This is a genomic window from Galbibacter pacificus, from assembly GCF_029603165.1.
Taxonomy (GTDB): domain Bacteria; phylum Bacteroidota; class Bacteroidia; order Flavobacteriales; family Flavobacteriaceae; genus Galbibacter; species Galbibacter pacificus.
This window is the reverse complement of record NZ_JAQSVC010000002.1, coordinates 803,640-827,383: the sequence shown is the minus strand read 5'-3', so window position 1 is coordinate 827,383 and position 23,744 is coordinate 803,640. Positions and strand designations below refer to the sequence as shown.

Annotated in this window: 19 protein-coding genes; 10 read left to right on the top strand and 9 right to left on the bottom strand. The window is 39.0% G+C overall.

From position 1 onward, the window contains the following. Nucleotides 1–252: 252 nt before the first annotated feature. Nucleotides 253–1,770 (top strand): carboxypeptidase-like regulatory domain-containing protein, encoded by a 1,518-nt coding sequence (locus PSF86_RS08095; RefSeq protein ID WP_277899553.1) that lies wholly within the window; start codon nucleotides 253–255, stop codon nucleotides 1,768–1,770. 373 nt (nucleotides 1,771–2,143) lie between these two features. Here the strand turns inward: PSF86_RS08095 and msrB are convergent, their stop codons facing one another. From msrB to PSF86_RS08080, 3 genes are all read right to left on the bottom strand, one after another. Continuing rightward, the gene (gene msrB, locus PSF86_RS08090) at nucleotides 2,144–2,632 is read right to left on the bottom strand and encodes a peptide-methionine (R)-S-oxide reductase MsrB (RefSeq protein WP_277899552.1); all 489 of its coding nucleotides are present in this window, start codon (nucleotides 2,630–2,632) and stop codon (nucleotides 2,144–2,146) included. 121 nt (nucleotides 2,633–2,753) lie between these two features. Continuing rightward, the gene (locus PSF86_RS08085) at nucleotides 2,754–3,257 is read right to left on the bottom strand and encodes a hypothetical protein (protein WP_277899551.1); all 504 of its coding nucleotides are present in this window, start codon (nucleotides 3,255–3,257) and stop codon (nucleotides 2,754–2,756) included. Nucleotides 3,258–3,374: 117 nt separating this feature from the next. Next, entirely contained in the window at nucleotides 3,375–4,244 is an 870-nt protein-coding gene (locus PSF86_RS08080; protein WP_277899550.1) for an alpha/beta hydrolase, read from the bottom strand. Between the two features lie 171 nt (nucleotides 4,245–4,415). Between PSF86_RS08080 and PSF86_RS08075 the strand changes: the two genes are divergently transcribed. From PSF86_RS08075 to PSF86_RS08050, 6 genes are all read left to right on the top strand, one after another. Beyond that, nucleotides 4,416–6,356: an alpha-1,4-glucan--maltose-1-phosphate maltosyltransferase gene (locus tag PSF86_RS08075; RefSeq protein WP_277899549.1), complete on the top strand. Its 1,941-nt coding sequence runs from the start codon at nucleotides 4,416–4,418 to the stop codon at nucleotides 6,354–6,356. 7 nt (nucleotides 6,357–6,363) lie between these two features. Then, nucleotides 6,364–7,998, top strand: a complete 1,635-nt coding sequence (locus PSF86_RS08070; protein ID WP_277899548.1) for a phosphotransferase — start codon at nucleotides 6,364–6,366, stop codon at nucleotides 7,996–7,998. A 70-nt stretch (nucleotides 7,999–8,068) separates the two neighbouring features. Next, nucleotides 8,069–9,979, top strand: coding sequence for a 1,4-alpha-glucan branching protein GlgB (glgB, locus tag PSF86_RS08065; RefSeq protein ID WP_277899547.1), 1,911 nt, complete (start codon nucleotides 8,069–8,071; stop codon nucleotides 9,977–9,979). 62 nt (nucleotides 9,980–10,041) lie between these two features. Beyond that, on the top strand, nucleotides 10,042–12,441 hold the full coding sequence (locus tag PSF86_RS08060; protein ID WP_277899546.1) for a glycoside hydrolase family 31 protein: 2,400 nt from the start codon (nucleotides 10,042–10,044) through the stop codon (nucleotides 12,439–12,441). A gap of 62 nt (nucleotides 12,442–12,503) precedes the next feature. Continuing rightward, nucleotides 12,504–13,322 carry a M48 family metallopeptidase gene (locus PSF86_RS08055; protein ID WP_277899545.1) on the top strand — a complete coding sequence of 273 codons (819 nt, stop codon included), beginning with the start codon at nucleotides 12,504–12,506 and terminating at the stop codon, nucleotides 13,320–13,322. An 85-nt stretch (nucleotides 13,323–13,407) separates the two neighbouring features. Continuing rightward, complete coding sequence (locus PSF86_RS08050; RefSeq protein ID WP_277899544.1) at nucleotides 13,408–14,709, top strand: MFS transporter; 1,302 nt, start codon at nucleotides 13,408–13,410, stop codon at nucleotides 14,707–14,709. Between the two features lie 56 nt (nucleotides 14,710–14,765). Here the strand turns inward: PSF86_RS08050 and PSF86_RS08045 are convergent, their stop codons facing one another. Both PSF86_RS08045 and clpB read right to left on the bottom strand, forming a co-directional pair. After that, a complete protein-coding gene (locus PSF86_RS08045; protein ID WP_277899543.1) occupies nucleotides 14,766–15,359 on the bottom strand; it encodes a TetR/AcrR family transcriptional regulator in 594 nt (197 codons plus the stop codon). 286 nt (nucleotides 15,360–15,645) lie between these two features. Beyond that, nucleotides 15,646–18,252 carry an ATP-dependent chaperone ClpB gene (clpB, locus tag PSF86_RS08040; RefSeq protein ID WP_277899542.1) on the bottom strand — a complete coding sequence of 869 codons (2,607 nt, stop codon included), beginning with the start codon at nucleotides 18,250–18,252 and terminating at the stop codon, nucleotides 15,646–15,648. Nucleotides 18,253–18,402: 150 nt separating this feature from the next. On the opposite strand from clpB, the gene ytxJ reads away from it, so the two are divergent. Next, the gene (gene ytxJ / locus PSF86_RS08035) at nucleotides 18,403–18,789 is read left to right on the top strand and encodes a bacillithiol system redox-active protein YtxJ (protein WP_277899541.1); all 387 of its coding nucleotides are present in this window, start codon (nucleotides 18,403–18,405) and stop codon (nucleotides 18,787–18,789) included. Between the two features lies 1 nt (nucleotide 18,790). Next, on the top strand, nucleotides 18,791–19,240 hold the full coding sequence (locus tag PSF86_RS08030) for a GNAT family N-acetyltransferase (protein WP_277899540.1): 450 nt from the start codon (nucleotides 18,791–18,793) through the stop codon (nucleotides 19,238–19,240). Here the strand turns inward: PSF86_RS08030 and PSF86_RS08025 are convergent, their stop codons facing one another. Further along, complete coding sequence (locus tag PSF86_RS08025; protein WP_277899539.1) at nucleotides 19,241–19,732, bottom strand: GNAT family N-acetyltransferase; 492 nt, start codon at nucleotides 19,730–19,732, stop codon at nucleotides 19,241–19,243. It lies immediately after the preceding gene. Then, entirely contained in the window at nucleotides 19,733–20,749 is a 1,017-nt protein-coding gene (locus tag PSF86_RS08020; protein ID WP_277899538.1) for a formimidoylglutamase, read from the bottom strand. Between the two features lie 131 nt (nucleotides 20,750–20,880). On the opposite strand from PSF86_RS08020, the gene PSF86_RS08015 reads away from it, so the two are divergent. After that, nucleotides 20,881–21,783, top strand: a complete 903-nt coding sequence (locus tag PSF86_RS08015; RefSeq protein ID WP_277899537.1) for a DUF8428 domain-containing protein — start codon at nucleotides 20,881–20,883, stop codon at nucleotides 21,781–21,783. A gap of 69 nt (nucleotides 21,784–21,852) precedes the next feature. On the opposite strand, the gene PSF86_RS08010 is transcribed toward PSF86_RS08015, so the two are convergent. Together PSF86_RS08010 and hutI are read right to left on the bottom strand one after the other, a co-directional pair. After that, nucleotides 21,853–22,356 carry a gluconokinase gene (locus tag PSF86_RS08010; protein ID WP_277899536.1) on the bottom strand — a complete coding sequence of 168 codons (504 nt, stop codon included), beginning with the start codon at nucleotides 22,354–22,356 and terminating at the stop codon, nucleotides 21,853–21,855. Nucleotides 22,357–22,459: 103 nt separating this feature from the next. Further along, nucleotides 22,460–23,698 carry an imidazolonepropionase gene (gene hutI, locus PSF86_RS08005; protein ID WP_277899535.1) on the bottom strand — a complete coding sequence of 413 codons (1,239 nt, stop codon included), beginning with the start codon at nucleotides 23,696–23,698 and terminating at the stop codon, nucleotides 22,460–22,462. Nucleotides 23,699–23,744: the final 46 nt, after the last annotated feature.

Genomic DNA, 23,744 nt, shown 5'->3' with positions numbered 1-23,744 from the left:
GAATAGTGATAAGGGAAAAGGGAAAAGGGGTTAGGGAAATAGTTAATGGTTAATTGTTGTATGTTAGGAATATTTGAAACCTGAAACCTAAAACCTAAAACCTGAAACCAGAAACCCCTGCACCTCTGAACCCTCAACAACAAAAAACCTAACCCCAGCTTCCTGTTAAATAATTGCTAATGTTGTTTAATAAAAGCTTAATTAGTTTCGTTATTCTACATACTTCAACTATTTTCATCAAAAATATTGTACATGAAATACCATTACTACTTTTTCGTTATAAGTGCTTTCCTTGGCTTTAAAGGCTTTTCTCAGCAGTCCATTTCAGCAAAAATTATCGATTCAGCCACTCAAAAACCCGTTCCGTTCGCAACCATTACACTAAATGATAAAATTGGGGTTGTAAGTGCCGAAGACGGAATGTTTATTTTAAACATGGACCAGCCCGCAACAGAAAAAGATTCGCTGTTTATAAGCTGTTTAGGGTATCAAGAGAGACGCATTGCGGCAACACAGGTAAAAAACCCCGTTATTTATTTAAACAATGAAGACATTGAACTTGATGAAATTGTTTTGCTGAACAGGGAATTATCGGTCGATGAGATTATGGAAAGGGTAGAGGACAGCCTTGAAAAAAATTACGATACCGATTATGTGGAGCAAAAGGTATTTTATCGTGCATCGGACTATAACCATATTATTGAAAAAAACGTAAAAATAAAGGAAAGCAGCATTCCGGAAATCAATCAGGCCTTTGTTGATAGCCTCACCAATAATTATCCCAATGATTTTGCCTACCATGTGGAAATTTTAGGAAACCTTTATGGAAAAATGAAAGCAGAGGAACAACAGGTAAAACTGGATATTATAAAGGCTTGCGAACTGTATGATAAAGATAATGAACTGACTTTTGATGCCGTTGAAGAAAAATTACAGGGGATTATGCGGAAACACGTAAAGCGCGACTCTTACTTTAAAATAAAATCGGGGATAATAGGTGGCAAGACCGAAATAGATTCTTCTTTTTTTGAAGATGATGCCGATACCTTGGTGGAAGCACAACGGAAGAAGGAAAAAGAAAAGAAAGAAAACTTTTTAAAATACCGGACGGGGAGCATTTCGGGCTTTTTGAAAGATAATTTTATATATGAAGACACCGATTTTAATGTAATTCATAAATCAAGAAAATATAATTTTGAACTAAAAGCCCTTACTTACCTTAACGACGACCTGGTGTACAAACTTAGCTTTGAGCCCCGTGGAGGAGCCGATTATAAAGGGATGCTATATGTAAACGCCGATGATTTTGCGGTGATACGTATTGACTATGAAAATGTAAAACCATTGAAAAAGTTTAACCTTTTTGGGGTTTCGTACATGCATTACCAACAAAAGGGCACTTTTTTATATGCTAAAAATAACCGCGATAAATACAGTTTAAAATATCAGGAAGAAACCGAAGCGCATAAAATTGGCTTTGACAGGCCTATAAAAATCATTGAAAAGAACAAACATGTAAAAGGAAGGAGGAAACAAAACGAAGTGAGTACACATTTAGACTTTACACTAACAAATACTGTTAAAAGGGAATTAGTGGTTTTTGAAACAGACGACCTTCAACAGGCCACTTTTGATGATTTTGAGCCCAAACCAGATATAATTCCAACGTATTTGCCAAATTACGACCCGAGTTTTTGGGAAGGATACAACATTATAGCCCCCAACGATGCCATAAAACAATTTAAAAGCATGGAAAGCGACTCAAAGTAACTGGATCTTTGCTCGTTGATAGTTGTTAGATAACCTTTGCAACTTTGAACCTTTGAAATCTGAACAACATAACATCATAGTTACATAACAGCGTAACAACCTTGAACCTTGAACCTAAAACCTGAAACTCTGAACTCTGGACTCTCAACCCTTAACAACATAGCATCGTAACATCATAACAACGAAAAAAACTTGAATAATAGTGATTAGTGATAGGGGAAAAGGGATTAGTTATTTGTTAATGGTTAATTGTTGGCTCCCGATATTTGAAACCTGAACCTCTCAACTCTGGACTCTCAACTCTTAACAACATAACAGCGTAACAACCTCTAAACTCTCAACCCTTAACTCTAAACTTTGAACTAGAAACCCCTTACTTATCGGGAACAAAATTTAGTGCCACGCCATTTATGCAATGCCTTTTTCCGGTGGTATTACTTGGTCCATCGTCGAAAACGTGTCCTAAATGACCGCCACAGCGCGCGCAATGTTCCTCGTCTCTTGGAACCCCGATTTTATTGTCCACCCCATAAGCAACGTTCCCTTCAATGGCACGGTCGAAACTTGGCCAGCCAGTCCCCGAGTTAAATTTGTATTCACTTCTAAACAGCGGATTACCGCAAGCAGCGCAAACATAGGTGCCTTTTTGTTTGTTTTCCAGCAAATCGCTTGAGAAAGGCCGCTCGGTGGCTTCATGGCGAAGCACGGCATATTCATCTGGAGTAAGTTGAGCCTTCCATTCGGCATCGGTTTTGGTAATGGGGAATTGAGTTTCTTGCGAAGTTGTTTCTTTTTTGTTTTGTGCCTTGGTATTGCAACTAAACAGCGCCATACATACAAGCGATAGCATAAAATGTTTCATCTTTCTTTTTTAACTATTTACGAAAATTTTGTCGGTACCGTTTTATGTTCCTTGCATTTTTAGGGCATAAAAAAGTCCGAAGTTTTTTGCTTCGGACTTTTTTGAGGTATTAAATATAATTTTAGTTCAGTTTTTGAACCGATTTAATATTTGCGGCTTTCATTACTGCATCTATGTTAGATGTGTCAACCGAATTAATTAAATCAGAAGGGACTATAACAACTCTAAAACTTTGATTGCTCAATAAATCAGGCCCAAAAGCAGAAAAATTTGAACTTTCTATAATGATTTCTACATCGACATTAGTAAAGTTAAATCGGTGTCTTAAGTCATCACCTGTATCTGAATTAAAAAATACAGTAGGTAAGGGTTCCCATATTTTTAATCCATTTTCAATTCCTTCGAGACGGTATACAAGCATAACATCTCCTTCCACTAGGGGAGGGTCATATGAATCAGAAAAAGTATAATCATTTTGAGACGAAAAATTTATATTGCTATATTCAAAAGTTTCTCCAACTATATTAACACCATCCTCCCCCGGAGGACCTTCCGGTCCTTCTGGCCCTTCACAGGCTGTAAATGCAAATACTGATACAAATAATAATGTGAATATTTTTTTCATAATCTTTTTGTTTTTTGAGTTTATATCTATGTTTTTAACAAATGCCATGCCAAGTTTGAATAAATCTTTTTCATTTCTGGTCAGGAGATTTGAGAAAATAAAATTAAAACTTTTCTATCAATCTTTCTTAATAAACTCAACAAGTTTATTAATTACTTGGTCGTTTCCTAGTATTTTTCGGTGCCCCAGACCTTTGGTAACAATAAGCTGGGAGTTTTTTAGGTTTTTATGTATGTTTTTGGACGAGGCTATCGGAGAGTCGGGGTCATCTTCATCATGAAACAATAATACAGGAATTGCTACGTCTTTTGCTGCAATGCTGGCCGAAAAATTATTTACGTCTTCCTTGGCAAGCTTGTCAAATTCCTGCTTAAGTGTTTTGCCTACCTTATCCTTGAGCCCGAGCTTGCGGGTAAAATCGTAAATAATATCGTTTATTAAATCGCCGCTCCCGATCAAGACCATATTTTTTAAGGGGAGTCCTTTTTTTACGGCATTTAGCAGGGCCATGCTCCCGAGGGAATGACCAATGGCCGTTTCAAAAGGGCCATAATGTTTGTTAATTTCTATTACGGCATCAATAAATTCCAGCATATTGGACGTTTTTCCCGGCGATCGCCCATGCGACGGGGCATCGAAACTAACGGTACAAAAACCTTCACACAACAGCGCATCGGCTATTTTTGCCAATTGGGTGCCACGACCGCTCCAACCATGCACCAAAAGAACCTTTTTTGTATTTTCTCCATAGCTATAAACTACAATTTCCTTTTTTATTGACGGCACATACATTTTTTCTTTTAGCGCGGCAGCATCCATGGAAAGCTCTCTTTTTGGAATGGGGTGTTTTATGGGGGTTGCAAATAGTTTTTTTACAAATTTACTGGCAAGCTTTGTTGAAATGGCCTGTAAGGCTTTGGCAGAATAGGTAATTGGTTTGGGGATTTTTACGCTTTGTTGATAGTTTTCTTTCTCTTTTAATGCCATTTAGTATGAATTTGATTATGAAATGCGTAAAATTTTAATACTTTTTTTATACATTTAATACGAGCACGTGTATTTATTTGAAAATCGGTCATTTTAAAAAATACAATGGCTCTTTCTGTAAACTATAGAAAGCTCAAAAATAGAGATAATATACTAACCTTCCATGTTTATATGCAAAATAAAGAACGTGTAATTGTTGAAAATGTACAACCGCAAGTTAATAAAGGTGCGTTTTATATAAAAAGGGTGCCAGGTGAAAAGGTCACGGTAACTGCCGATATTTTTTCTGACGGGCATGATATTGTATCGGCTTCTGTAAAATACAAGGTCCAAAAAGATAAAAAATGGCGGGAAATACGTATGGCCCCTACCGTAAACGATGCATGGAAGGCCAATTTTATAGTTGAAAAGGAGGGTTTGTATGCCTATGTTGTAGAAGGTTGGGTAGATCATGCATTAAACTGGCATCACGGAATTGTTTTAAAAATAAGCGACGGTCAACAGGTACAATCCGAACTGTTGGAAGGAGCAGAATATTTGGTTGCCATAAAAAAATTGTCGCCCAAAAAGGAGCATGTTTATATTGACAACTGTATTGCCGTTTTTGGAGACAGCTCAAAATACCAACAGGCAATAACAGAAGTAAGTTCAGAAAAATTTCACGGGTTGTTGCTTGATTATCCCGTGAAGACTACCATTACCAGCTCGGCTTCATTTGGGGTTAATGTTGAACGCTTAAAGGCCCGTTTTTCAACGTGGTACGAATTTTTTCCAAGATCAACTTCAGAAGAAAAAAATAAACACGGAACTTTTAAGGATTGCGAACGGTTATTGCCCAAGGTTGCAGAAATGGGCTTTGACGTGCTCTATTTTCCACCAGTGCATCCTATTGGGGAAATCAACCGAAAAGGAAAAAACAATGCCACCAATGCCCAAAAAAACGATGTTGGTTCTCCATGGGGCATAGGCTCAAAACACGGTGGTCATAAGGCCATTCATCCCGATTTGGGCAATCTGGATGATTTTAAGCAACTGGTGAAAAAGGCAAAGGACTTCAAAATTGAAATTGCCATGGATTTTGCCCTGCAATGCGCTCCCGACCATCCTTATGTAAAAGAACACCCAAAGTGGTTTAAATGGCGGCCGGACGGCACGGTTCAATATGCCGAAAATCCACCGAAAAAATATCAGGACATATTGCCTATTTATTTTGAAACAGACGATTGGAAAAATCTTTGGGAAGAATTATTGAGCATTGCACTGTATTGGGTGGAGGAGTGTGAAATTGGAATTTTTAGGGTAGATAACCCGCATACAAAGCCGTTTAATTTTTGGGGCTGGTTGATAGCCGAAGTAAAGAAAAAACATCCGGAAGTATTGTTTCTGGCCGAAGCATTTACCAAGCCAAAAGTAATGCAGGAGTTGGGGAAACAGGGCTTTTCGCAATCCTATACTTATTTTACCTGGCGGAATACAAAAGAAGAATTAACAAGCTATGTAAACGAACTTACCAAAACAGAGCAAAAAGAATATTACAGACCTAACTTTTGGCCCAATACGCCGGATATTAACCCATATGCACTGCAAACTGCCAATGAGGCCATGTATTTGCAAAAATACTTTTTGGCGGCTACATTAAGCTCGAACACGGGCATATACGGACCTGTTTTTGAGCAAATGGTTTGCGATGCCGTTCCGGGAAAGGAAGAATACAATAGCTCTGAAAAATACCAGATACAAAATTGGGACTGGAACCTGGAAAACAAGCTTACCCGTATTATAGCCAAGATAAACCAGATTAGAAAGCAAAATACTTCTTTGCAACAGACCAACAATATTGATTTTTGCGATACCGATAATGATATGCTCATGGCGTATTATAAATACGACGACCAAAAAAGTAACGAAACATTTATGGTCGTTAACATGGATGCAAACCAAATGAAACAAGGTTGGGTAAAGATGCCCCTGCATCAACTTGGCGTACAGGAAGGACATCAACTTAGAATGGAAGACCTTATTACCGGAAGCAGTTATATCTGGGATAAAGAATGGAATTATATAGAGCTACATCCTGCTTTGCCTTTTCATTTGTTTAAAATTCATAAATAAATATGTTATGGCAAAGAAAAAAGAGACTCCAATTTTACAGCCACCGTATCAATTTGATGTGGTATGGGAGGAATTAATGGAAAACGAACCGTTTTTAAAAATATTCTTATCAGATGTGCTGGAAAAATATATTGTTAATCAGCGTTGGTACGGCGGCAAATCGAGCAAGTTAAAGTATATAGAACTACAGGAATATTTTAAAATCCAGCAGGATGGAGAGGTGTATTACGGACTTTTGTTGGACGTGAATTTTAAAGAGGCATTTTACCAGCACTATTTTTTGCCCATTGCATTTGTAACCGATGAGCGGTTTGCCCAAATGGGCGCTATCCTGCCAATTACATTAAATGGCACTGAAGGCAATATTATTGATGCGGTAAACTTGGAATCGTTCAATAAATTGGTGTTTCAAAGAATATTGAATTCAGTTCCTAACGATACCACACGTGTACGATACCATAAAAGCGAATTTTTAACCGATCGGGAATATGTGTCCTCCCGGCCAATGGGGCTGGAACAGAGCAATACTTCCATTATTATCAACGAAAAATATATAATTAAGTTCTTTAGGAGGATTTATGCAAGCAAGAACCCCGATTACGAAATGAGCCGTTTTCTGTCGGAAAAAAAAGCATTTAAAAATGTTCCTACCTATAGCGGAAGCTTAAGCATTATGGATGCAAGCAATACAAACGTGACCATTGCGCTTATGCAGGAAATGTTGCCCAATCAGGGCGATGCATGGAAATTTATGCTGGACGAGCTTCATAAAATATACAGTAACCTTGAATACAAAAGTATAAACGTATATCAGCTTCCGAAGGTAAAATTGTTCGAACGCTTAAAAATTCGCGATGTTCCACCGGAAATTATAGATTGGGCAGGGCTTAATATTTTTTTAAAGCTCCAAAAATTGGCACAACGAACCGCAGAAATGCACATTGCACTTGGGTCGGAATTTGAAGATACCGCCTTTACCCCAACACATTTTAACGACGACTATACGGTTTGGCTTAAAAACAGGCTGTTGTACCAATTTCAAAACAGGATTAACAGTGTAGAGAACAATCTGCATAAACTGGAAGGATTGGCTTTAGAGCTGGCAAACGAATTTTTGGAGCGCAAAAATGAAATAAGAAAGCAATTTGTCTCGTTCGACTGGACAAAATTGAAGGGAGAGCGCATACGCGTACACGGAGATTATCATTTGGGGCAGGTTTTGGTTAAAGACGACGATTTTTATTTAATCGATTTTGAAGGAGAGCCCGAAAGCACCATTCGCGACAGAAAGGTAAAACAACCCCCGCTCAAGGATGTAGGCGGAATGTTCAGGTCGTTTCATTATGCAATATATGCCACGATTTTTAACAATGGCAACAAATACCCATATCCGCAAGAAGACCTTTTTCATGCCGGGGAATTACTGTATCGTTATTTTATTGGCGTATTTTTGGAAACATACGTAAGTCTTATTCAAGAAAATAACCTTAATATTGGGTATGTACAGGAACGTGTTTATTTGTTGAGGTATTGCATGCTGGAAAAAGCGGTATACGAACTTGGTTACGAAATGAACTCTAGGCCAAGGTGGGCGGTAATCCCGTTGGGCGGAATTATGAGCTTGTTAAAAGAAGATGAATAATGCCGTGCTGTGCCTATGAAGAAATGAATATTGGTTTTCCAAATAATAAATAAATTAACCAACAACGCACATGAACAACGTTATTTCACATAGTTTATTTACAGATTTCGATATTGACCTTTTTAAAGCAGGGAAGCATTACAGGCTTTATGAAAAACTGGGTGCGCACCTTTTGGAGAAGGATGGTGTAAAAGGCTGTTATTTTGCCGTTTGGGCGCCAACGGCAAAATCGGTTTCTGTGATAGGCGATTTTAACTATTGGTTGGAAGGCGACCACCCGCTACAGGTAAGATGGGACGAATCTGGTATTTGGGAAGGTTTTATACCGGGCATAGAGCAAGGTACCAAATATAAATACAAGATACATTCGCACAATCAGGATATTAAAACAGAGAAAGCCGATCCCTTTGCGTTTTTTTGCGAGCAGCCACCACAAACGGCCTCTATTGTTTGGGAAGCTAAGCATGATTGGAAAGACAATAAATGGATGGCCGCTAGAAAAGATACAAATGCGCTCGACAAACCATTTTCGGTATACGAAGTCCATTTGGGATCATGGCGAAGAAAAATAGAAGAATCCGGGCGCGCCCTTAATTATGTGGAACTGGCCAATGAACTGGTAAATTACCTAAAAGAAATGCACTTTACACATGTAGAGTTCATGCCAATCATGGAATATCCATACGATCCTTCATGGGGGTACCAGCTAACCGGGTATTTTGCGCCAACTTCACGATTTGGTAAACCCGAAGACTTAATGCTCTTAATAGAAAGGCTTCATCAGGAAGGTATTGGTGTTATTTTGGATTGGGTTCCATCGCATTTTCCCGATGACGCGCATGGGTTGGGTTTTTTTGACGGGTCACATCTTTATGAACATCCCGACAAGAGGCGTGGGTATCACCCCGATTGGAAAAGCCTTATTTTTAACTATGGAAGGAACGAGGTACGCTCTTTTTTAATCAGCAATGCCATTTTTTGGCTGGATAAATATCATATAGACGGACTGCGGGTCGATGCCGTGGCCTCGATGCTTTACCTTGATTACTCTAGAAAAGACGGCGAATGGGAACCTAATATATACGGCGGAAGGGAAAATCTGGAAGCTATTTCTTTTTTAAAGGAAATGAACGAAGCCGTTTATGGTAATTTTGAAGGTATACAAACAATAGCTGAAGAATCCACTTCTTACCCAATGGTTTCTAAACCGGTTTATCTGGGCGGTCTTGGCTTTGGAATGAAGTGGATGATGGGCTGGATGCACGATACCCTAGAATATTTTAAAAAGGAGTCGGTGCATAGACGTTACCACCAAAACGACATTACGTTTAGTATGACCTACGCATTTACCGAAAATTTCATGCTGCCCTTAAGCCATGATGAGGTGGTACACGGAAAACAATCTCTCTATGGACGTATGCAGGGAGACGAATGGCAGCGTTTTGCCAACCTCCGATTACTTTATGGTTACATGTTTACACACCCCGGGGCCAATTTATTGTTTATGGGAGGGGAGTTTGGACAATCTTCTGAGTGGAACTTCCAAAACAGCCTCGATTGGCACTTATTGCAATACGATGGACATAAAGGCGTACAAAACCTAGTGGCAGATTTAAACAAATTGTACAAAAAACAACCGGCCCTGCATGAAAAACAATTTAGTGCCGAAGGTTTTCAATGGATAAATTATGGAGATTCTGATAATTCTGTACTTTCATATATAAGAAAAGGGCATGATGCTGAAAATGATTTAATAATTGTTTGTAACTTTACGCCAGTTGTACGGGAAAACTATCGCATTGGAGTTCCAAGGAATGGAAAACTAAAGCAGATTTTCAATAGCGATTTTAAAAAATACCACGGAAGTCGCGTGAGCAACGCTAAAGAAGTTAAAATTGAAGCAGTTCCATACAACGGAAGGGAGTTTTCGGCAGCTATCATTCTACCGCCATTAGCTGTAACCGTTTTCAACATTTTATAAACATCGATTTATTTATTGAACACAAATTAGTTTCTTTGTAAACTATTGAAAAAGAAATTATTATGATTACCAATACTGAACTTGAGTATAAAGGGAACCTATTTCCTGCCCAAATTATAGACCATAAAAAAGAAGTCGATAAAATAACGTTTTATACCCGGAATAATGTAGCATTGCAAATTTCATTTTTAAGGGACAGCGTTTTGCGTTTCCGCTACGCGGTGGAACAGGATTTTGAGCCCGATTTTTCCTATGCAATTTCAGAAGATGCTACGTATGGATACAACCATTTGGAAATTAAGGAAAACGACGACCATTTTGCCATGAAAACCTCAAAACTGGAAGTCAAGGTATCTAAAAAAGACCTTCGGTTGGCAATATTAGACTTTGAAGGCAATATTTTAAATGAAGACGAACTGGGCTTTCATTGGGAAGAAAGTTACGAATTTGGGGGAAACATAGTGAAAATGAGTAAGTTCTCTCAGGAATCCGAAAGTTTTTACGGAATGGGCGATAAGCCCTCTCAATTAAACCTACGCGGAAAAAGAGTGCACAATTGGGCAACCGACCAATATGCGTTTGGTAAAGACCATAATCCGTTATACAAGGCGGTCCCTTTTTATATTGGGATGCACCATAGCATTGGCTACGGAATTTTTTTCGACAATACTTTTAAAACACATTTCGATTTCTGTCATGAACGGCGCAACATTACAAGTTTTTGGGCCGACGGGGGAGAGATGAACTATTACTTTATTTACGGGCCTACCATGCCCGAAGTGGTTGGGGGCTATACCGACCTAACAGGGAAACCAGAATTGCCGCCTTTATGGGTACTCGGGTTTCACCAATGCAAATGGAGTTATTACCCCGAAAGCAAAGTAAAAGAAATTGCCAATAAATTCAGGGACTTAAAAATACCCTGCGATGCTATTTATTTGGATATCGATTATATGGAAGGCTTTAGGTGTTTTACATGGAACAAAGAATATTTCCCGGATCCCAAGCGTATGGTAAGCGAACTTGCCGAAGACGGTTTTAAAACAGTGGCGATTATCGACCCCGGGATTAAAATTGATAAAAATTACTGGGTATACAACGAAGCTGTTGAAAACGATTATTTCTGTAAAAGGGCCGATGGACCTTATATGAAAGGTAAAGTATGGCCGGGGGAATGTAATTTCCCCGATTTTACAAATCCGAAAGTAAGGGAATGGTGGGCAGGACTTTATAAAGAATTGATTGCAGACATAGGAATAAAAGGTGTTTGGAACGACATGAACGAACCTGCCGTGATGGAAGTGCCCGGAAAAACATTTCCGGACGATGTGCGCCATAATTACGACGGGCACCATTGCAGCCATAGGAAGGCACATAATATTTACGGAATGCAAATGGCAAGGGCTACACATGAGGGCGTTAAAAAGTTTACGTTCCCCAAACGTCCTTTTGTAATAACAAGGTCGGCTTATTCGGGAACACAGCGGTTTACCTCGTCATGGACCGGCGACAATGTGGCCACTTGGGAGCATTTATGGATTGCCAACGTGCAGGTACAGAGAATGTGCATGAGCGGGATGTCTTTTACCGGTACCGATATCGGGGGTTTTGCAGAGCAACCATCGGGAGAGCTTTTTGCCCGGTGGATTCAACTAGGAGTATTCCATCCGTTTTGTAGGGTCCATTCCAGCGGAGATCATGGAAGCCAGGAACCTTGGTCGTTTGATGAAGAAGTAACAAACATTACCCGGAAATTTATTGAGTTAAGATATCAGCTGCTTCCGTATTTATATACCATGTTCTACGAATATACAGAATACGGGATCCCCATGTTGAAATCTCTGGTATATTACGATCAAGAAGATACACATACCCATTACAGGAATGACGAGTTTATATTCGGGAACCAAATACTGGTTTGTCCTATTTTGGAGCCCAATTCCAAAGGAAGGCGGATGTACCTTCCGCAAGGAAACTGGTATAATTTCTGGGGCGGGGAAATCACCAAAGGAGGAAAAGAATGTTGGGTGGAAGCAGATATTGATAAAATCCCGATTTTCATAAAAGAAGGCGCCATTATCCCGAAATATCCAGTACAGCAATATGTGGGCGAAAAAGAAATAGACAAGCTTACATTGGACATATATTATAAGTTGGGAAAAGAAGAATCGCAGGTTTTTGAAGATACCGGCGATGGTTTCGACTATAAAAAAGGAAGATATAGCTTACGGATGTTTAAACTGACCGGAAAAGAAAAAGAGCTCATCATTCAACAGTTTAAGGAAGGGAAATACGAAACCCCGTATGAGGTATTTAAAATCAATTTAATAGGATTGCCTTTCAAAGTAAAATCGGTTCAGGTAGACAACGTCGAAATTCCGTTACAAGACATCATCCTCAATGGCGATACAAACATGACAATAAAAAAAGATTTCACAGAACTTCATATTAAAGGATTATAATATTTTGCTTAATTTAGTGTTGTAGGTATAACTTTGCATAAAGCAACAAATTAATATAAGAGATGAGAAAATTTATTTCCGGATTAATATTTGCCGTTTTGGTAGTTTCTTGTTCAACAAACCCTTTTACGGGTAAAAGTACACTGAACTTCCAGTCGAACGATCAAATTTTTCCAACAGCATTTGCAGAATACGATCAGTTTTTAAAAGAACACAAAGTAATTACGGGCACGGCCGATGCCGAATCTATAAAACGCGTGGGGCAGCGAATAGCCAAGGCTGCTGAGCGTTGGTTCAATGCCAATGGTTACGAAGGATATTTAAAAGATTACCGTTGGGAGTATAACTTGGTACAAGATGAAGCCGTAAACGCATGGTGCATGCCGGGTGGCAAAATAGTGTTTTATACGGGTATCTTGCCAATTACCAAAACCGATACTGGAATAGCAGTGGTAATGGGGCACGAGGTAGCGCACGCCTTGGCAAACCACGGGGCACAACGTATGAGCGCCGCAACATTGCAACAATATGGTGCTTTGGCCGGAAATTTGGCCCTGGGAATGAGCGGCAGCAGTGCACAGACCATAGAACTTTTTAACCAAGCATATGGCATTGGCTCTCAAGTAGGGGTAATGCTCCCTTTTAGCAGAAGCCATGAATCTGAAGCCGATGCTATTGGATTGCGCTTAATGGCCATTGCCGGGTACAATCCAGAGGAGGCCGTAAAATTGTGGCAACGTATGAGTCAAATGGGAGGAGAGGCGCCACCGGAAATAATGAGCACCCACCCATCTAACGAAACAAGGATTCAAAATTTAAAGCAACTGGTGCCTGCGGCCAAGCAGGAAGCCGCTAAATTTGGCGTTACCTCTTTTGAATAATGTTTTTTTAACCTTGGAAATTTTATATTTAAGTATATTTGAAAGCAAGACATACAAACATGTCTTGCTTTTTAATTTTTAAAATATGGCAATACAACTACAAAAAGGAAGCAAAAAATTATTAAATGCATGGGCTTTTTACGATTGGGCCAACTCGGTATACACATTAACTATTGCTTCTTCAATTTTTCCAATATTTTACTCTGCGTTATTTGTTTCAGAAATAAAGAAGGTACAGGCTTTCGGAATGGACTTTAAAAGTACGGCTTTAATAACATTTGTAACGGCTTTTACTTTTTTGGTAGTCTCTTTTACATCGCCCATCTTGTCTGGAATTGCAGATTTTGCAGGCAATAAAAAAGGTTTTTTAAAGTTTTTTTGTTATATCGGAGGGATAGGGTGTATAGGTTTGTATTGGTTTAGCTTAGAACATATATATCTTAGCATATTATTTTACTTTATGGGCCTAATAGGTTACTGGGGCAGTTTGGTGTTCTATAATTCTTATTTACCCGATATTGCTTACCCGGAACAACAAGATAAAATTAGCGCCAAAGGATTTTCATTAGGATATTTTGGAAGTGTTATTTTACTTATCATAAATCTGGTAATGGTAATGATTCCCGAAGATGGGGCCGCTAAAATACAGATGATGCGTTACTCGTTTATAACTGTAGGCCTGTGGTGGATATTATTTAGTCAATATACATTTTATTGGTTGCCAAAAGGAGTTTCTTCACAAAACAAAGTCACTAAAAAAGTAATTTTTAACGGAATAAAGGAATTACAAAAGGTATGGAAAGCCCTTAAGCAAGATATAAGGCTTAAGCGATATTTGTATGCATTTTTTGTATTTAGTATGGCTGTTCAGACCATTATGTTGGTAGCAGTTTATTTTGGTGAAGAGGAAATTGAATGGGGAAGTAGTGAAGCTAAAACAATGGGTTTAATAGGAAGTATTTTAATCATACAGATTATAGCTATTTTGGGGGCGTTTTTAACTTCAAGGGCATCTGCAAGATTTGGTAATATTCAAACCTTAATATTTGTAAATGTTATTTGGATGGGCTTATGTTTTTATGCCTATTTTATGGAAACACCCATGGAATTTTATATAGCAGCTGCAATTGTGGGCTTGGTAATGGGTGGTATTCAAGCATTGGCGCGTTCTACATACTCTAAGTTTTTGCCCGAAACAAAAGATACAACATCATATTTTAGCTTTTTTGATGTTACCGAAAAAATAGGAATTGTAATTGGTATGTTGATTTATGGGACAATAGATCAAATTACCGGAAGTATGCGTAATTCTATTTTGTTCCTGTTTATTTTCTTTTTATTAGGAATCGTGTTATTATTTCGGGTACCTAAGAAAAAATTGGATTAAATGTATAATAATTAAGGTAAATGAAGAAGCTAACATTTATTTTAGCCTCCCATAAACTACTTAAACCGTTGGTTAATGGTGTCTATAATTACGTTTAAACAATCGGTGGTGTAAGATTTGTCGTTCGTGGTCTGGCTCATGAATATGGCGCCCTGTATCAAACTAAAAAAGCGTTTTCCGTAAACATCCCCGGGGATGGTCTTGCGTATTTCACCGATAATTTTTCCCTTTTCGATTTCAGAAGCTATATAACCCTCGATTTTATTAATGGCGTCCTGAACTTTTTCCAATAATTCCGGGTGCATGTTTTTGGCATCTACTGCGGTATTAATTATGGGGCACCCGCCAAAATTGCTGGTAAAGTCGTAATAATTTTTATAAAACCTTACAAAATACATCAACCTTTCAAGTGGGGTATTTCCTTTTTCCATGTATTGCTCTATACGGGAAAGTATCATTGTTACATTGTAATCAAATGCATGTAATGAAAGCGTTTCCTTATTGTCGAAATTTCCATAAATGGCCCCTTTGGTAAGTCCGGTGGCTTTTGTAATGTCGCTCAAACTGGTAGCGGTATAGCCTTTTTTATTGAAAATGGGGGCAACGGTTTTAATTATAAATTGGGTAGTTTTTTCTGCTTTGGTTGTCATTGCTTTTATGGGAATTATAATCAAATATAATAAAATAATACTGAAAGGTATGTTTTTTACGATGGCACGCTTTATTTATCTGTTTTGTAACATTATATAATAAAACACCCGTGATGAAAATCACGGGTGCCTTAACTAACCAACCAACTTAAAACTAAATAATTCTAAACGAACTACCTAACTTTAATCTTAAATATTATTACTCACTAACCAAAGTGCTTATTATTCTACATAACATTCACCTGTTCAGTCGCTTAATGTTATATATTCTTACACGTTACAAGTGTTAATTTTCTATTAAATCTGTTTGGTTCCTAAAAACCAGTTCCCCATCAAATTCATCCAGTAATATAATGCTGTCTGCATTTACTTTTCCGCTAAGGATTTCTTTGGATAAGTTGTTTAGCACTTCCTTCTGTATAACCCTTTTTACGGGCCTGGCTCCATATTGTGGATCGTACCCTATTTTAGAAAGATGCATAATTGCTTCTTCGGTTGCGTCCAGGGTAATGTTTTGCTTGGCGACCATTTTGGTAATGCCTTTAAGCTGAAGGCGTACAATATCCTTGATGTTTGCCTGTGTTAACGGTGTAAACATTACAATATCGTCAATCCGGTTGATGAATTCCGGGCGCACGCTTTGTTTTAATAGCCCGAGCACTTCAACTTTAGCGGCTTCGGTTGCGCTTTCAATATCTTTGGTGGCTTCAAACTTTTCCTGGATGATATGGCTACCAATATTGCTGGTCATGATAATAATGGTGTTTTTAAAATCGGCCAGCCTACCTTTGTTATCGGTCAACCTTCCTTCATCTAAAACCTGTAAAAGAATATTAAAAGTATCTGGGTGCGCTTTTTCAATTTCGTCGAGCAAAACTACCGAGTATGGTCTGCGGCGTACCGCTTCAGTAAGTTGGCCGCCTTCGTCGTAACCTACATATCCCGGAGGTGCGCCCACCAACCTGCTTACCGAATGCCGTTCTTGGTACTCGCTCATATCGATACGTGTCATGGCACTTTCATCGTCAAAAAGATATTCTGCCAACGCTTTGGCCAACTCGGTTTTACCAACACCCGTGGTCCCTAGAAAAAGGAAGGAGCCAATGGGCCTGTTTGCGTCCTGAAGCCCGGCACGACTTCTTCTAATGGCATCAGAAACCGATTGTATGGCTTCTTCCTGGCCAACAACTCTTTTGTGGAGCTCATCTTCTAGTTTTAAAAGTTTATCGCGTTCGCTTTGCAGCATTTTGGTTACGGGTATGCCCGTCCACTTGGCAACCACTTCGGCAATGTCGTCGTTGGTAACTTCTTCCTTTATTAAACTGCTGCCGTGAGACTGTTCTTCTTGAAGCTGTTTCTGGAGCGTTTCCAGTTTTTCTTGGGCTTCTTTTATCTTTCCGTAGCGTATTTCGGCTACTTTACCATAATCTCCGTCACGCTCGGCGCGTTCGGCTTCAATCTTAAAGTTTTCAATATTCTCTTTTGTAGTCTGTATATCGTCTACAATGTCTTTTTCGCTTTTCCATTTGGCAAAGGTTTCGTTCCTGTCTTCCTTAAGGTTGGCCAAATCGGCATTAAGGGATTTCAGTTTTGTTTCGTCGTTTTCCCTTTTTATGGCTTCGATTTCAATTTCAAGTTGCATGATTTTTCTATCAAGTACATCCAGTTCTTCTGGTTTAGAATTGATTTCCATTCGTAGTTTGGAAGCTGCTTCATCCATTAAGTCGATGGCCTTATCGGGCAAAAACCTGTTTGTGATATACCGTTGCGACAGTTCTACGGCGGCAATAATGGCCTCGTCTTTAATGCGGACTTTGTGGTGGGTTTCGTATTTTTCTTTAATCCCCCTTAAAATAGAAATCGCACTTTCGGTATCTGGTTCGTTTACCACTACTTTCTGGAACCTCCGTTCCAGGGCTTTGTCTTTTTCAAAATATTTTTGGTATTCGTCCAAGGTGGTTGCTCCAATGGCACGCAATTCCCCACGTGCCAGTGCCGGTTTTAAAATATTGGCGGCATCCATGGCTCCTTGGCCGCCCCCGGCGCCCACAAGCGTATGGATTTCATCAATAAAGAGTACGATATCCCCGTCTGAAGAAGTGACTTCTTTTATTACGGCTTTTAGACGCTCTTCAAACTCACCCTTGTATTTTGCGCCGGCAATAAGCGCGCCCATATCCAAAGAGAAAATCTGTTTGTCCTTTAAATTTTCAGGCACATCGCCTTGTATGATCCTATGTGCCAGACCTTCGGCAATAGCAGTTTTACCAACGCCTGGCTCGCCAACGAGCATGGGGTTGTTTTTGGTCCTTCTGGAAAGTATTTGCAATACACGGCGTATTTCTTCATCGCGGCCAATAACGGGGTCCAGTTTGCCGTCGTTGGCCAACTGGTTAAGGTTTTTGGCGTATTTGTTTAAAGAATTGTATGTGTCTTCTGCGCTTGCAGAAGTTACACGGTCTCCCTTACGGAGTTCTTCAATGGCCGCTTTTAATCCTTTTTCGGTAATGCCTTGGTCTTTTAAAATTTGGGCAATCTTGCTTTTGGATTTGAAAATGGCCAATAACAAATGCTCAACCGAAACAAACTCGTCGTTCATTTTCTTTGCAATGATACTTGCTTCGTTCAATGTTGCCCCTGCATCACGGGACAGCATAAGTTCTCCGCCTTCTACCTTGGAAAAACTATTTAAGGTACTGTCTAAAACCTGCTTGAGCAAGGGTACATTTACGTTTAGTTTTTTTAAGATGAAGGGAAGCACGTTCTCGTCAACATCAAACAAGGCTTTAAAAATATGCTCGTTCTCTATTTGTTGATGCCCATAACCCTGCGCAATTTGCTGGGCCTGTTGAATGGCTTCTTGAGATTTTATTGTAAAATTATTTAAGTTCATATGTATTTTTGTATGTTAATTACTTTTCTTTGTTTTAGCAATTTGCGTTCCGATTTCAATAACTGTCATTTTGACATTTTTCTAAGAAAAATAAACGTCATTTTGACATTTTTATGAATAATGTAGTAGGAAAATAGATACTTTAAAGTTATGAATTTTTTTAAATCTATCTTTGGAAGCTCCGAAGAAAACAATAAAAAAAGCCTTGTATGGAATCCTTTAAATTCCATGGAACAGCTTGATGAAATTATAGAAGAATCCCGATCTGTCTGCGCGGTTATATTCAAGCATAGTACCCGTTGTGGCATTAGCAGGTTTGCATTGAACAATTTTGAAGCTTCTTACGATATTCCGGAAGCCTCGGCAAAGTTGTATTTTTTGGATATTTTAGCGTATCGGGACATATCAATTGCGGTGGCCGAAAAATTCGACATCGTTCACGAAAGTCCGCAATTATTGCTTATAAAAGGCGGAAAGGTTGTCCATAATGAATCCCATGGACAGATTGACGCCAGAGAAATTGCAAAATTTGTATAGCATGCTCGTTTACCGAAGGACAACGTCTACCGATAAGGACTTTATTTCCTTGGTTGGGAAATTAGATAAACATTTGGCCAAAAAGAATGGTGAAAATCAGGAGTTTTATGGTCAGTTTAATACCCTTGACGCCATAAAACATGTTGTATTGGCGTATAATGGCAAGATGGCCGTTGGCTGCGGGGCCATAAAGCAGTATAATCCTGAAGTTATGGAAGTAAAGAGGATGTATACCCGTGCCGAATACAGGGGTAAGGGAATTGCACTGTCAGTACTTAACGAACTGGAAAAATGGGCTGTGGAATTGGGGTTTTCAAAGTGTGTTTTGGAAACCGACAAGGATAATGCCGGGGCCATACATATATATAGAAAAAACGGATATTTACCAATCCCTAATTATGGGCAATATCAAGGTGTAGCTATGAGCGTATGTTTTGAAAAAGCGTTGTAATTACCTATTGAGGTGGTTTGTTGGGTACAAAGCAACATCCAATTCCATTTTAATATCGGCCCGCATGTATGGATTGTCTTTTTCCAACGGTACTTCCTTAAAACCATATTTTCGGTACAGATAAATGGCATTTTCCAGTTTGGTGCTGGAGTACAGGACAACTTTTTTAAACGTTTGTTCTTTTGCATGGCTTATGCAAAACTGTAATAATTTCTGACCAATTTTATGGCCGCGGTAGTTGGGAGAAACTGCCATTTTGGTAAGCTCGAATACCCCACTTTCTATTTTCATAAGGGCAAAACAGCCAACAATGACATTGTTGAGTCTCGCAAAAAATATGGCCCCGCCCTTGTCTATAATGTTTTCCTTGCAATGAAGCAGTACATCGTGGTCATGGGGTTCTACAACAAAAAACCTTTCAAGCCATTCTATGTTCAGGTTTTTAAAATCAATAGCATATTCCTGCCGGAAGGGAATTATTTCAACGTTCATTTATTTTCTTATATAATCGGATACCAAATACGCAATGGCCTTGCCCACTTGGGTTATTTCGGTATTGTTTTTTGTATTGGGTGCCGCTTCACAAATATGTATGTAGGCATTGTTTTTACTTTTTTTACCTTTAAAAACAATCTCCCGCACCATATTTAATGATAAACCAGAACTTGTCCTGGCGCTGCTGGGCATCCCTTCGATAGAGTCCATATCGATTTCCAGGCCGTATTTTTCGGTTTTTATAAAGTCTATGGCCTCATTGAGTTCAAAATCAAAACCTTTGTCCCTTCTTATAAAAAGGTCTTCAAAAGTACTGTACTTGATCTTTTTTTTCTTTTCAATGGCCTTGAATATTTTTTTTGATGTATAATTTTCATGTATTCCAAAAATATAGTAATTGTTTAAAAAACCTTCGTGGAAAGCATACGAAAACCCGTTCCCGCTATGCCTTCCTTCCCGTTTTCTAAAATCGGTATGCGCATCTACGTTCAGGCAGTTAACTGCACTTCCCGTTGCGAGCGAGGTGCCTTTTAGCAATCCGTAGGCATTATTATGGCCACCGCCAACAACAATGGCCTTTTTGCCACTGGCTGTTATTTTATATATAAGGTCGGCCACCTCTTTGTCTATGCTTTCGGTAATCTTTCTGGCTTCTTCTATTTTTTCTTCACCGCTCAAGGAATCTATATATTCAAGTTCCCCAGAAAAATCAAGATGTCCAAGTAAAAGTATTTTGTTTCCTTTTGTGTGGCTGTTATGCTGTATGTTTAAAATAAAGGGCAGGGCAGTATTCCATGCATTTCGGGTACCGGTCTTGCCTAAATTTGCGGAAACGCCAATATCTTCGGGTATTCCCAGTAATACATACTTAGCATCAGAACTGCTAAGCTGTGTCTCCAAAGTATCGTTTACATGAAGCAGTTCAATGTGTTCCCCCAGCTTTTGCTCTCCCTTTCTGGGAGCAATTAAAGTAGTTATTTTTTTTAGGTCGTATACAACCAAATTAGATGCCATAAGATAATGTTAAGGTACAATTAAAAGAATGTAAATAATCTAAATCTTTTTTTTATGCGTATATATATTCGTAAAGCAATTTAAAAAAGATTGATTAAATTGCTGAACCAAATTTTAAAAAAAACAAACTTATGACAGAAACAAAGAACAATAATGGTTTAAAAGTTATAGCAGGTTTGCTAGCTGCCGCTTTAATCGGTACCCTTATTTATACAGTTAGCCTGTATAACAATAAGAAAGAAACAACACAGAAGCTTAATAAAGAGAAAAACCTCGTGATAGATGACCTTAATAACTTAAAGTCGGATTACGACAGGGCTATTTCAGAAAGTGAATCGGCAAATGCCGAATTGGTAGAAGCACGTAATAAAATTGCTACCTATATAGACTCTGTAAAACAAATGAAAGCCGATATAAGCTCGCTTTCCCGTTATAGAAGGCAGGTACAGCAACTTACCAAAGAACGCGAATATTTGCTTGCCCAAAACGATTCGCTTAGAACGTCAAATACCATGTTGGCCATGCAAAGAGACAGCACGAAAGTTGCTTTACAAGAGCAGTCCATGTTTGCAGATTCTTTAATTATGCAAAACACACAATTGGCCAAGGTTGTAGAAACCGGAGCTGCTTTAGGGCTTTCAAAATTTTCTGCTGAAGCCGTAAAAGAGCGTAATAGCGGTAAAATTGTTTCGGTAAAAAACAACAGAAGGGCAGATAAACTTAAAATATGCTATACCGTAGGTGCCAATAAAATTACAAAGCCAGGTGCTAAGCAGTTTTATATCCAGGTAACAGACCCTCAAGGGACTATAATGGGAGAACGTGCCGTAGCCGCCAAAGAAGGCGATGAAACTACCGAGTCTGTAAGTGTGACTTATAGCAAGGCTTCCAGCTTTTATTATGAAAATACTACGTTGGATGTATGCGATTTTATCAATAAAGAAGGGGAAGATTTTGTTGAAGGAAAATATAGCGTTGTAGTGTACGACCAGAATTTAAAAGAACTGGGTTCTACTGAGTTTGACCTACGCTAAACATAGTAACTAACCAATTTACATAGAGAAGCATCAGTTGTCCTTTCAACTGATGCTTTTTTTATAAAATTATGGCAATTGCTCCACGATTTTTTCCACAATTGCAGTCGGCGTATTGTCAATGTCCATTGTAATTGCATCTTTTGGGGGCTGTAAGGCTTCAAATTGTGATTTAAGCAGCGATGCAGGCATAAAATGAGACTTCCGCTTGCCCAAGCGTTCTTGTATAAGTTCAAAAGTGCCCAAAAGATACACAAACACCATTTGTTCTTTAATGCCGTTTTGCAAAATGGCCCTGTAAGATTGTTTCAGGGCAGAACAGGCCACAATACAGCTTTTGCCCTGTTTAATGTTTTTGGTGCAAAACTTATTAATTTCCTGTAGCCAGCCTAAACGGTCCTGGTCGTTTAAAGGATGCCCGGCCACCATCTTGTCTATATTTTTCTGCGGATGAAAACTATCGCCATCGGCAAAGGGAATGTTGGTTTTGGATGAAAGCAGTTCGCCAATGGTTGTTTTTCCCGATCCGGAAACCCCCATAATTATGATGGCTATTGGTTGAGTGGTCTTCATGTGTTTTTATAAGTTTGAAAGTTGTAAAGTTTGAAAGTTGAATGTTAGAAAGTTGAATGTTAGAAAGTTGAATGTTGATTTTTTATAAGTAACTTGTTTAGAATTACGATACAAACTCTCCGTTTATCATCACCTTATCTATATTGTTGTTCCCAAAATCGTATGGTAAAAATCCGTATGAAGGTATTTCCTTGGTTAAAATAATATTTGCTTTCTTTCCTTTGGTAATACTTCCGTGGGTTCTGGATACGCCCATGGCATGGGCACCGTTTATGGTAGCCGCGTTAATGGCCTCTGCCGGGGTAAGCTTCATTTTTATGCAGGCGGCCGCAACAACTTGGTTCATGTTTCCGCTGGGCGATGAACCGGGGTTGTAATCGGTTGCCAGAACAAAAGGCAGTCCTGCTTCAATAAGCTTTCTTCCCGGAGCATAAGGAATGCTCAGGAAATAAGAGCATAACGGAAGCCCCACGGGCATGGTCCCGGTATTTTTTAGGGCTTCAATATCTTCATCTGGCATTACCTCCAAATGGTCTACCGTTAGTGCACGGTGCTTTACGGCAGCTTGAATCCCTCCAATGGCATTAAATTGGTTTACATGGACTTTGGGTGTCAACCCATGTGTTTTTGCGGCTTCTAAAATGGCTTCCATATCGGCTACCGAGAAATAGCCTTTTTCGCAAAACACATCAATATAATCGGCCAGTTTGCTTTTGCCAACTTCCGGTAAAATTTCGTCAATTACCTTTTGTACATACCCGTCTTTATTGTTTTTATAGTTTTCGGGAACGGCATGGGCACCCAAAAAGGTGCTTTTTATGGTTGCCGGATAGTTTTCCTTTAACTTTTTTATTATGTTGAGCATTTTTATTTCTGCTTCGGCGGTAAGTCCGTAACCGCTTTTTATCTCAATGGCCCCGGTGCCCAGTTTCATAACATTTTCCAGCCGTTTTCTGGATTGTTCATAAAGTTCTTCTTCCAGGGTTTGTTGCAGGGTTTTTGCCGAATTTAAAATCCCGCCTCCTTTATTGGCAATTTCTTCATAAGTCAACCCGTTTATCCGGTCTACAAATTCCTGCTCGCGGTTTCCGGCATATACCAAATGTGTATGGCTGTCGCACCATGTAGGGAGTATCGTTTTTCCGGTAGCATCAATTACTTCATCTGCATTTTTTGTATCGGCCGAGCCCATGGTCCCATATGCTGCAATGGTATCGCCTTCAACAAGGAGAAAGGCATTTTTAAGGCTTGGCAATACCTTCATGTCCTTTCCGCTTACTTTAAGGATGTTGGCTTCCCTTACTTGCAATAATTCTTTTATATTTATGAACAATCGTTTCATGTATATTGAAATTAATTAAAATTCAGCTGTTTGCACAAAAAATGAA

What these genes read in the sequence shown, in the direction of transcription:
- PSF86_RS08095 (WP_277899553.1), top strand. Translation starts at nt 253, where the DNA reads ATGAAATACCATTACTACTTTTTCGTTATAAGTGCTTTCCTTGGCTTT.
- msrB (WP_277899552.1), bottom strand. Translation starts at nt 2,632, where the DNA reads ATGAAACATTTTATGCTATCGCTTGTATGTATGGCGCTGTTTAGTTGC.
- PSF86_RS08085 (WP_277899551.1), bottom strand. Translation starts at nt 3,257, where the DNA reads ATGAAAAAAATATTCACATTATTATTTGTATCAGTATTTGCATTTACA.
- PSF86_RS08080 (WP_277899550.1), bottom strand. Translation starts at nt 4,244, where the DNA reads ATGGCATTAAAAGAGAAAGAAAACTATCAACAAAGCGTAAAAATCCCC.
- PSF86_RS08075 (WP_277899549.1), top strand. Translation starts at nt 4,416, where the DNA reads ATGCAAAATAAAGAACGTGTAATTGTTGAAAATGTACAACCGCAAGTT.
- PSF86_RS08070 (WP_277899548.1), top strand. Translation starts at nt 6,364, where the DNA reads ATGGCAAAGAAAAAAGAGACTCCAATTTTACAGCCACCGTATCAATTT.
- glgB (WP_277899547.1), top strand. Translation starts at nt 8,069, where the DNA reads ATGAACAACGTTATTTCACATAGTTTATTTACAGATTTCGATATTGAC.
- PSF86_RS08060 (WP_277899546.1), top strand. Translation starts at nt 10,042, where the DNA reads ATGATTACCAATACTGAACTTGAGTATAAAGGGAACCTATTTCCTGCC.
- PSF86_RS08055 (WP_277899545.1), top strand. Translation starts at nt 12,504, where the DNA reads ATGAGAAAATTTATTTCCGGATTAATATTTGCCGTTTTGGTAGTTTCT.
- PSF86_RS08050 (WP_277899544.1), top strand. Translation starts at nt 13,408, where the DNA reads ATGGCAATACAACTACAAAAAGGAAGCAAAAAATTATTAAATGCATGG.
- PSF86_RS08045 (WP_277899543.1), bottom strand. Translation starts at nt 15,359, where the DNA reads ATGACAACCAAAGCAGAAAAAACTACCCAATTTATAATTAAAACCGTT.
- clpB (WP_277899542.1), bottom strand. Translation starts at nt 18,252, where the DNA reads ATGAACTTAAATAATTTTACAATAAAATCTCAAGAAGCCATTCAACAG.
- ytxJ (WP_277899541.1), top strand. Translation starts at nt 18,403, where the DNA reads ATGAATTTTTTTAAATCTATCTTTGGAAGCTCCGAAGAAAACAATAAA.
- PSF86_RS08030 (WP_277899540.1), top strand. Translation starts at nt 18,791, where the DNA reads ATGCTCGTTTACCGAAGGACAACGTCTACCGATAAGGACTTTATTTCC.
- PSF86_RS08025 (WP_277899539.1), bottom strand. Translation starts at nt 19,732, where the DNA reads ATGAACGTTGAAATAATTCCCTTCCGGCAGGAATATGCTATTGATTTT.
- PSF86_RS08020 (WP_277899538.1), bottom strand. Translation starts at nt 20,749, where the DNA reads ATGGCATCTAATTTGGTTGTATACGACCTAAAAAAAATAACTACTTTA.
- PSF86_RS08015 (WP_277899537.1), top strand. Translation starts at nt 20,881, where the DNA reads ATGACAGAAACAAAGAACAATAATGGTTTAAAAGTTATAGCAGGTTTG.
- PSF86_RS08010 (WP_277899536.1), bottom strand. Translation starts at nt 22,356, where the DNA reads ATGAAGACCACTCAACCAATAGCCATCATAATTATGGGGGTTTCCGGA.
- hutI (WP_277899535.1), bottom strand. Translation starts at nt 23,698, where the DNA reads ATGAAACGATTGTTCATAAATATAAAAGAATTATTGCAAGTAAGGGAA.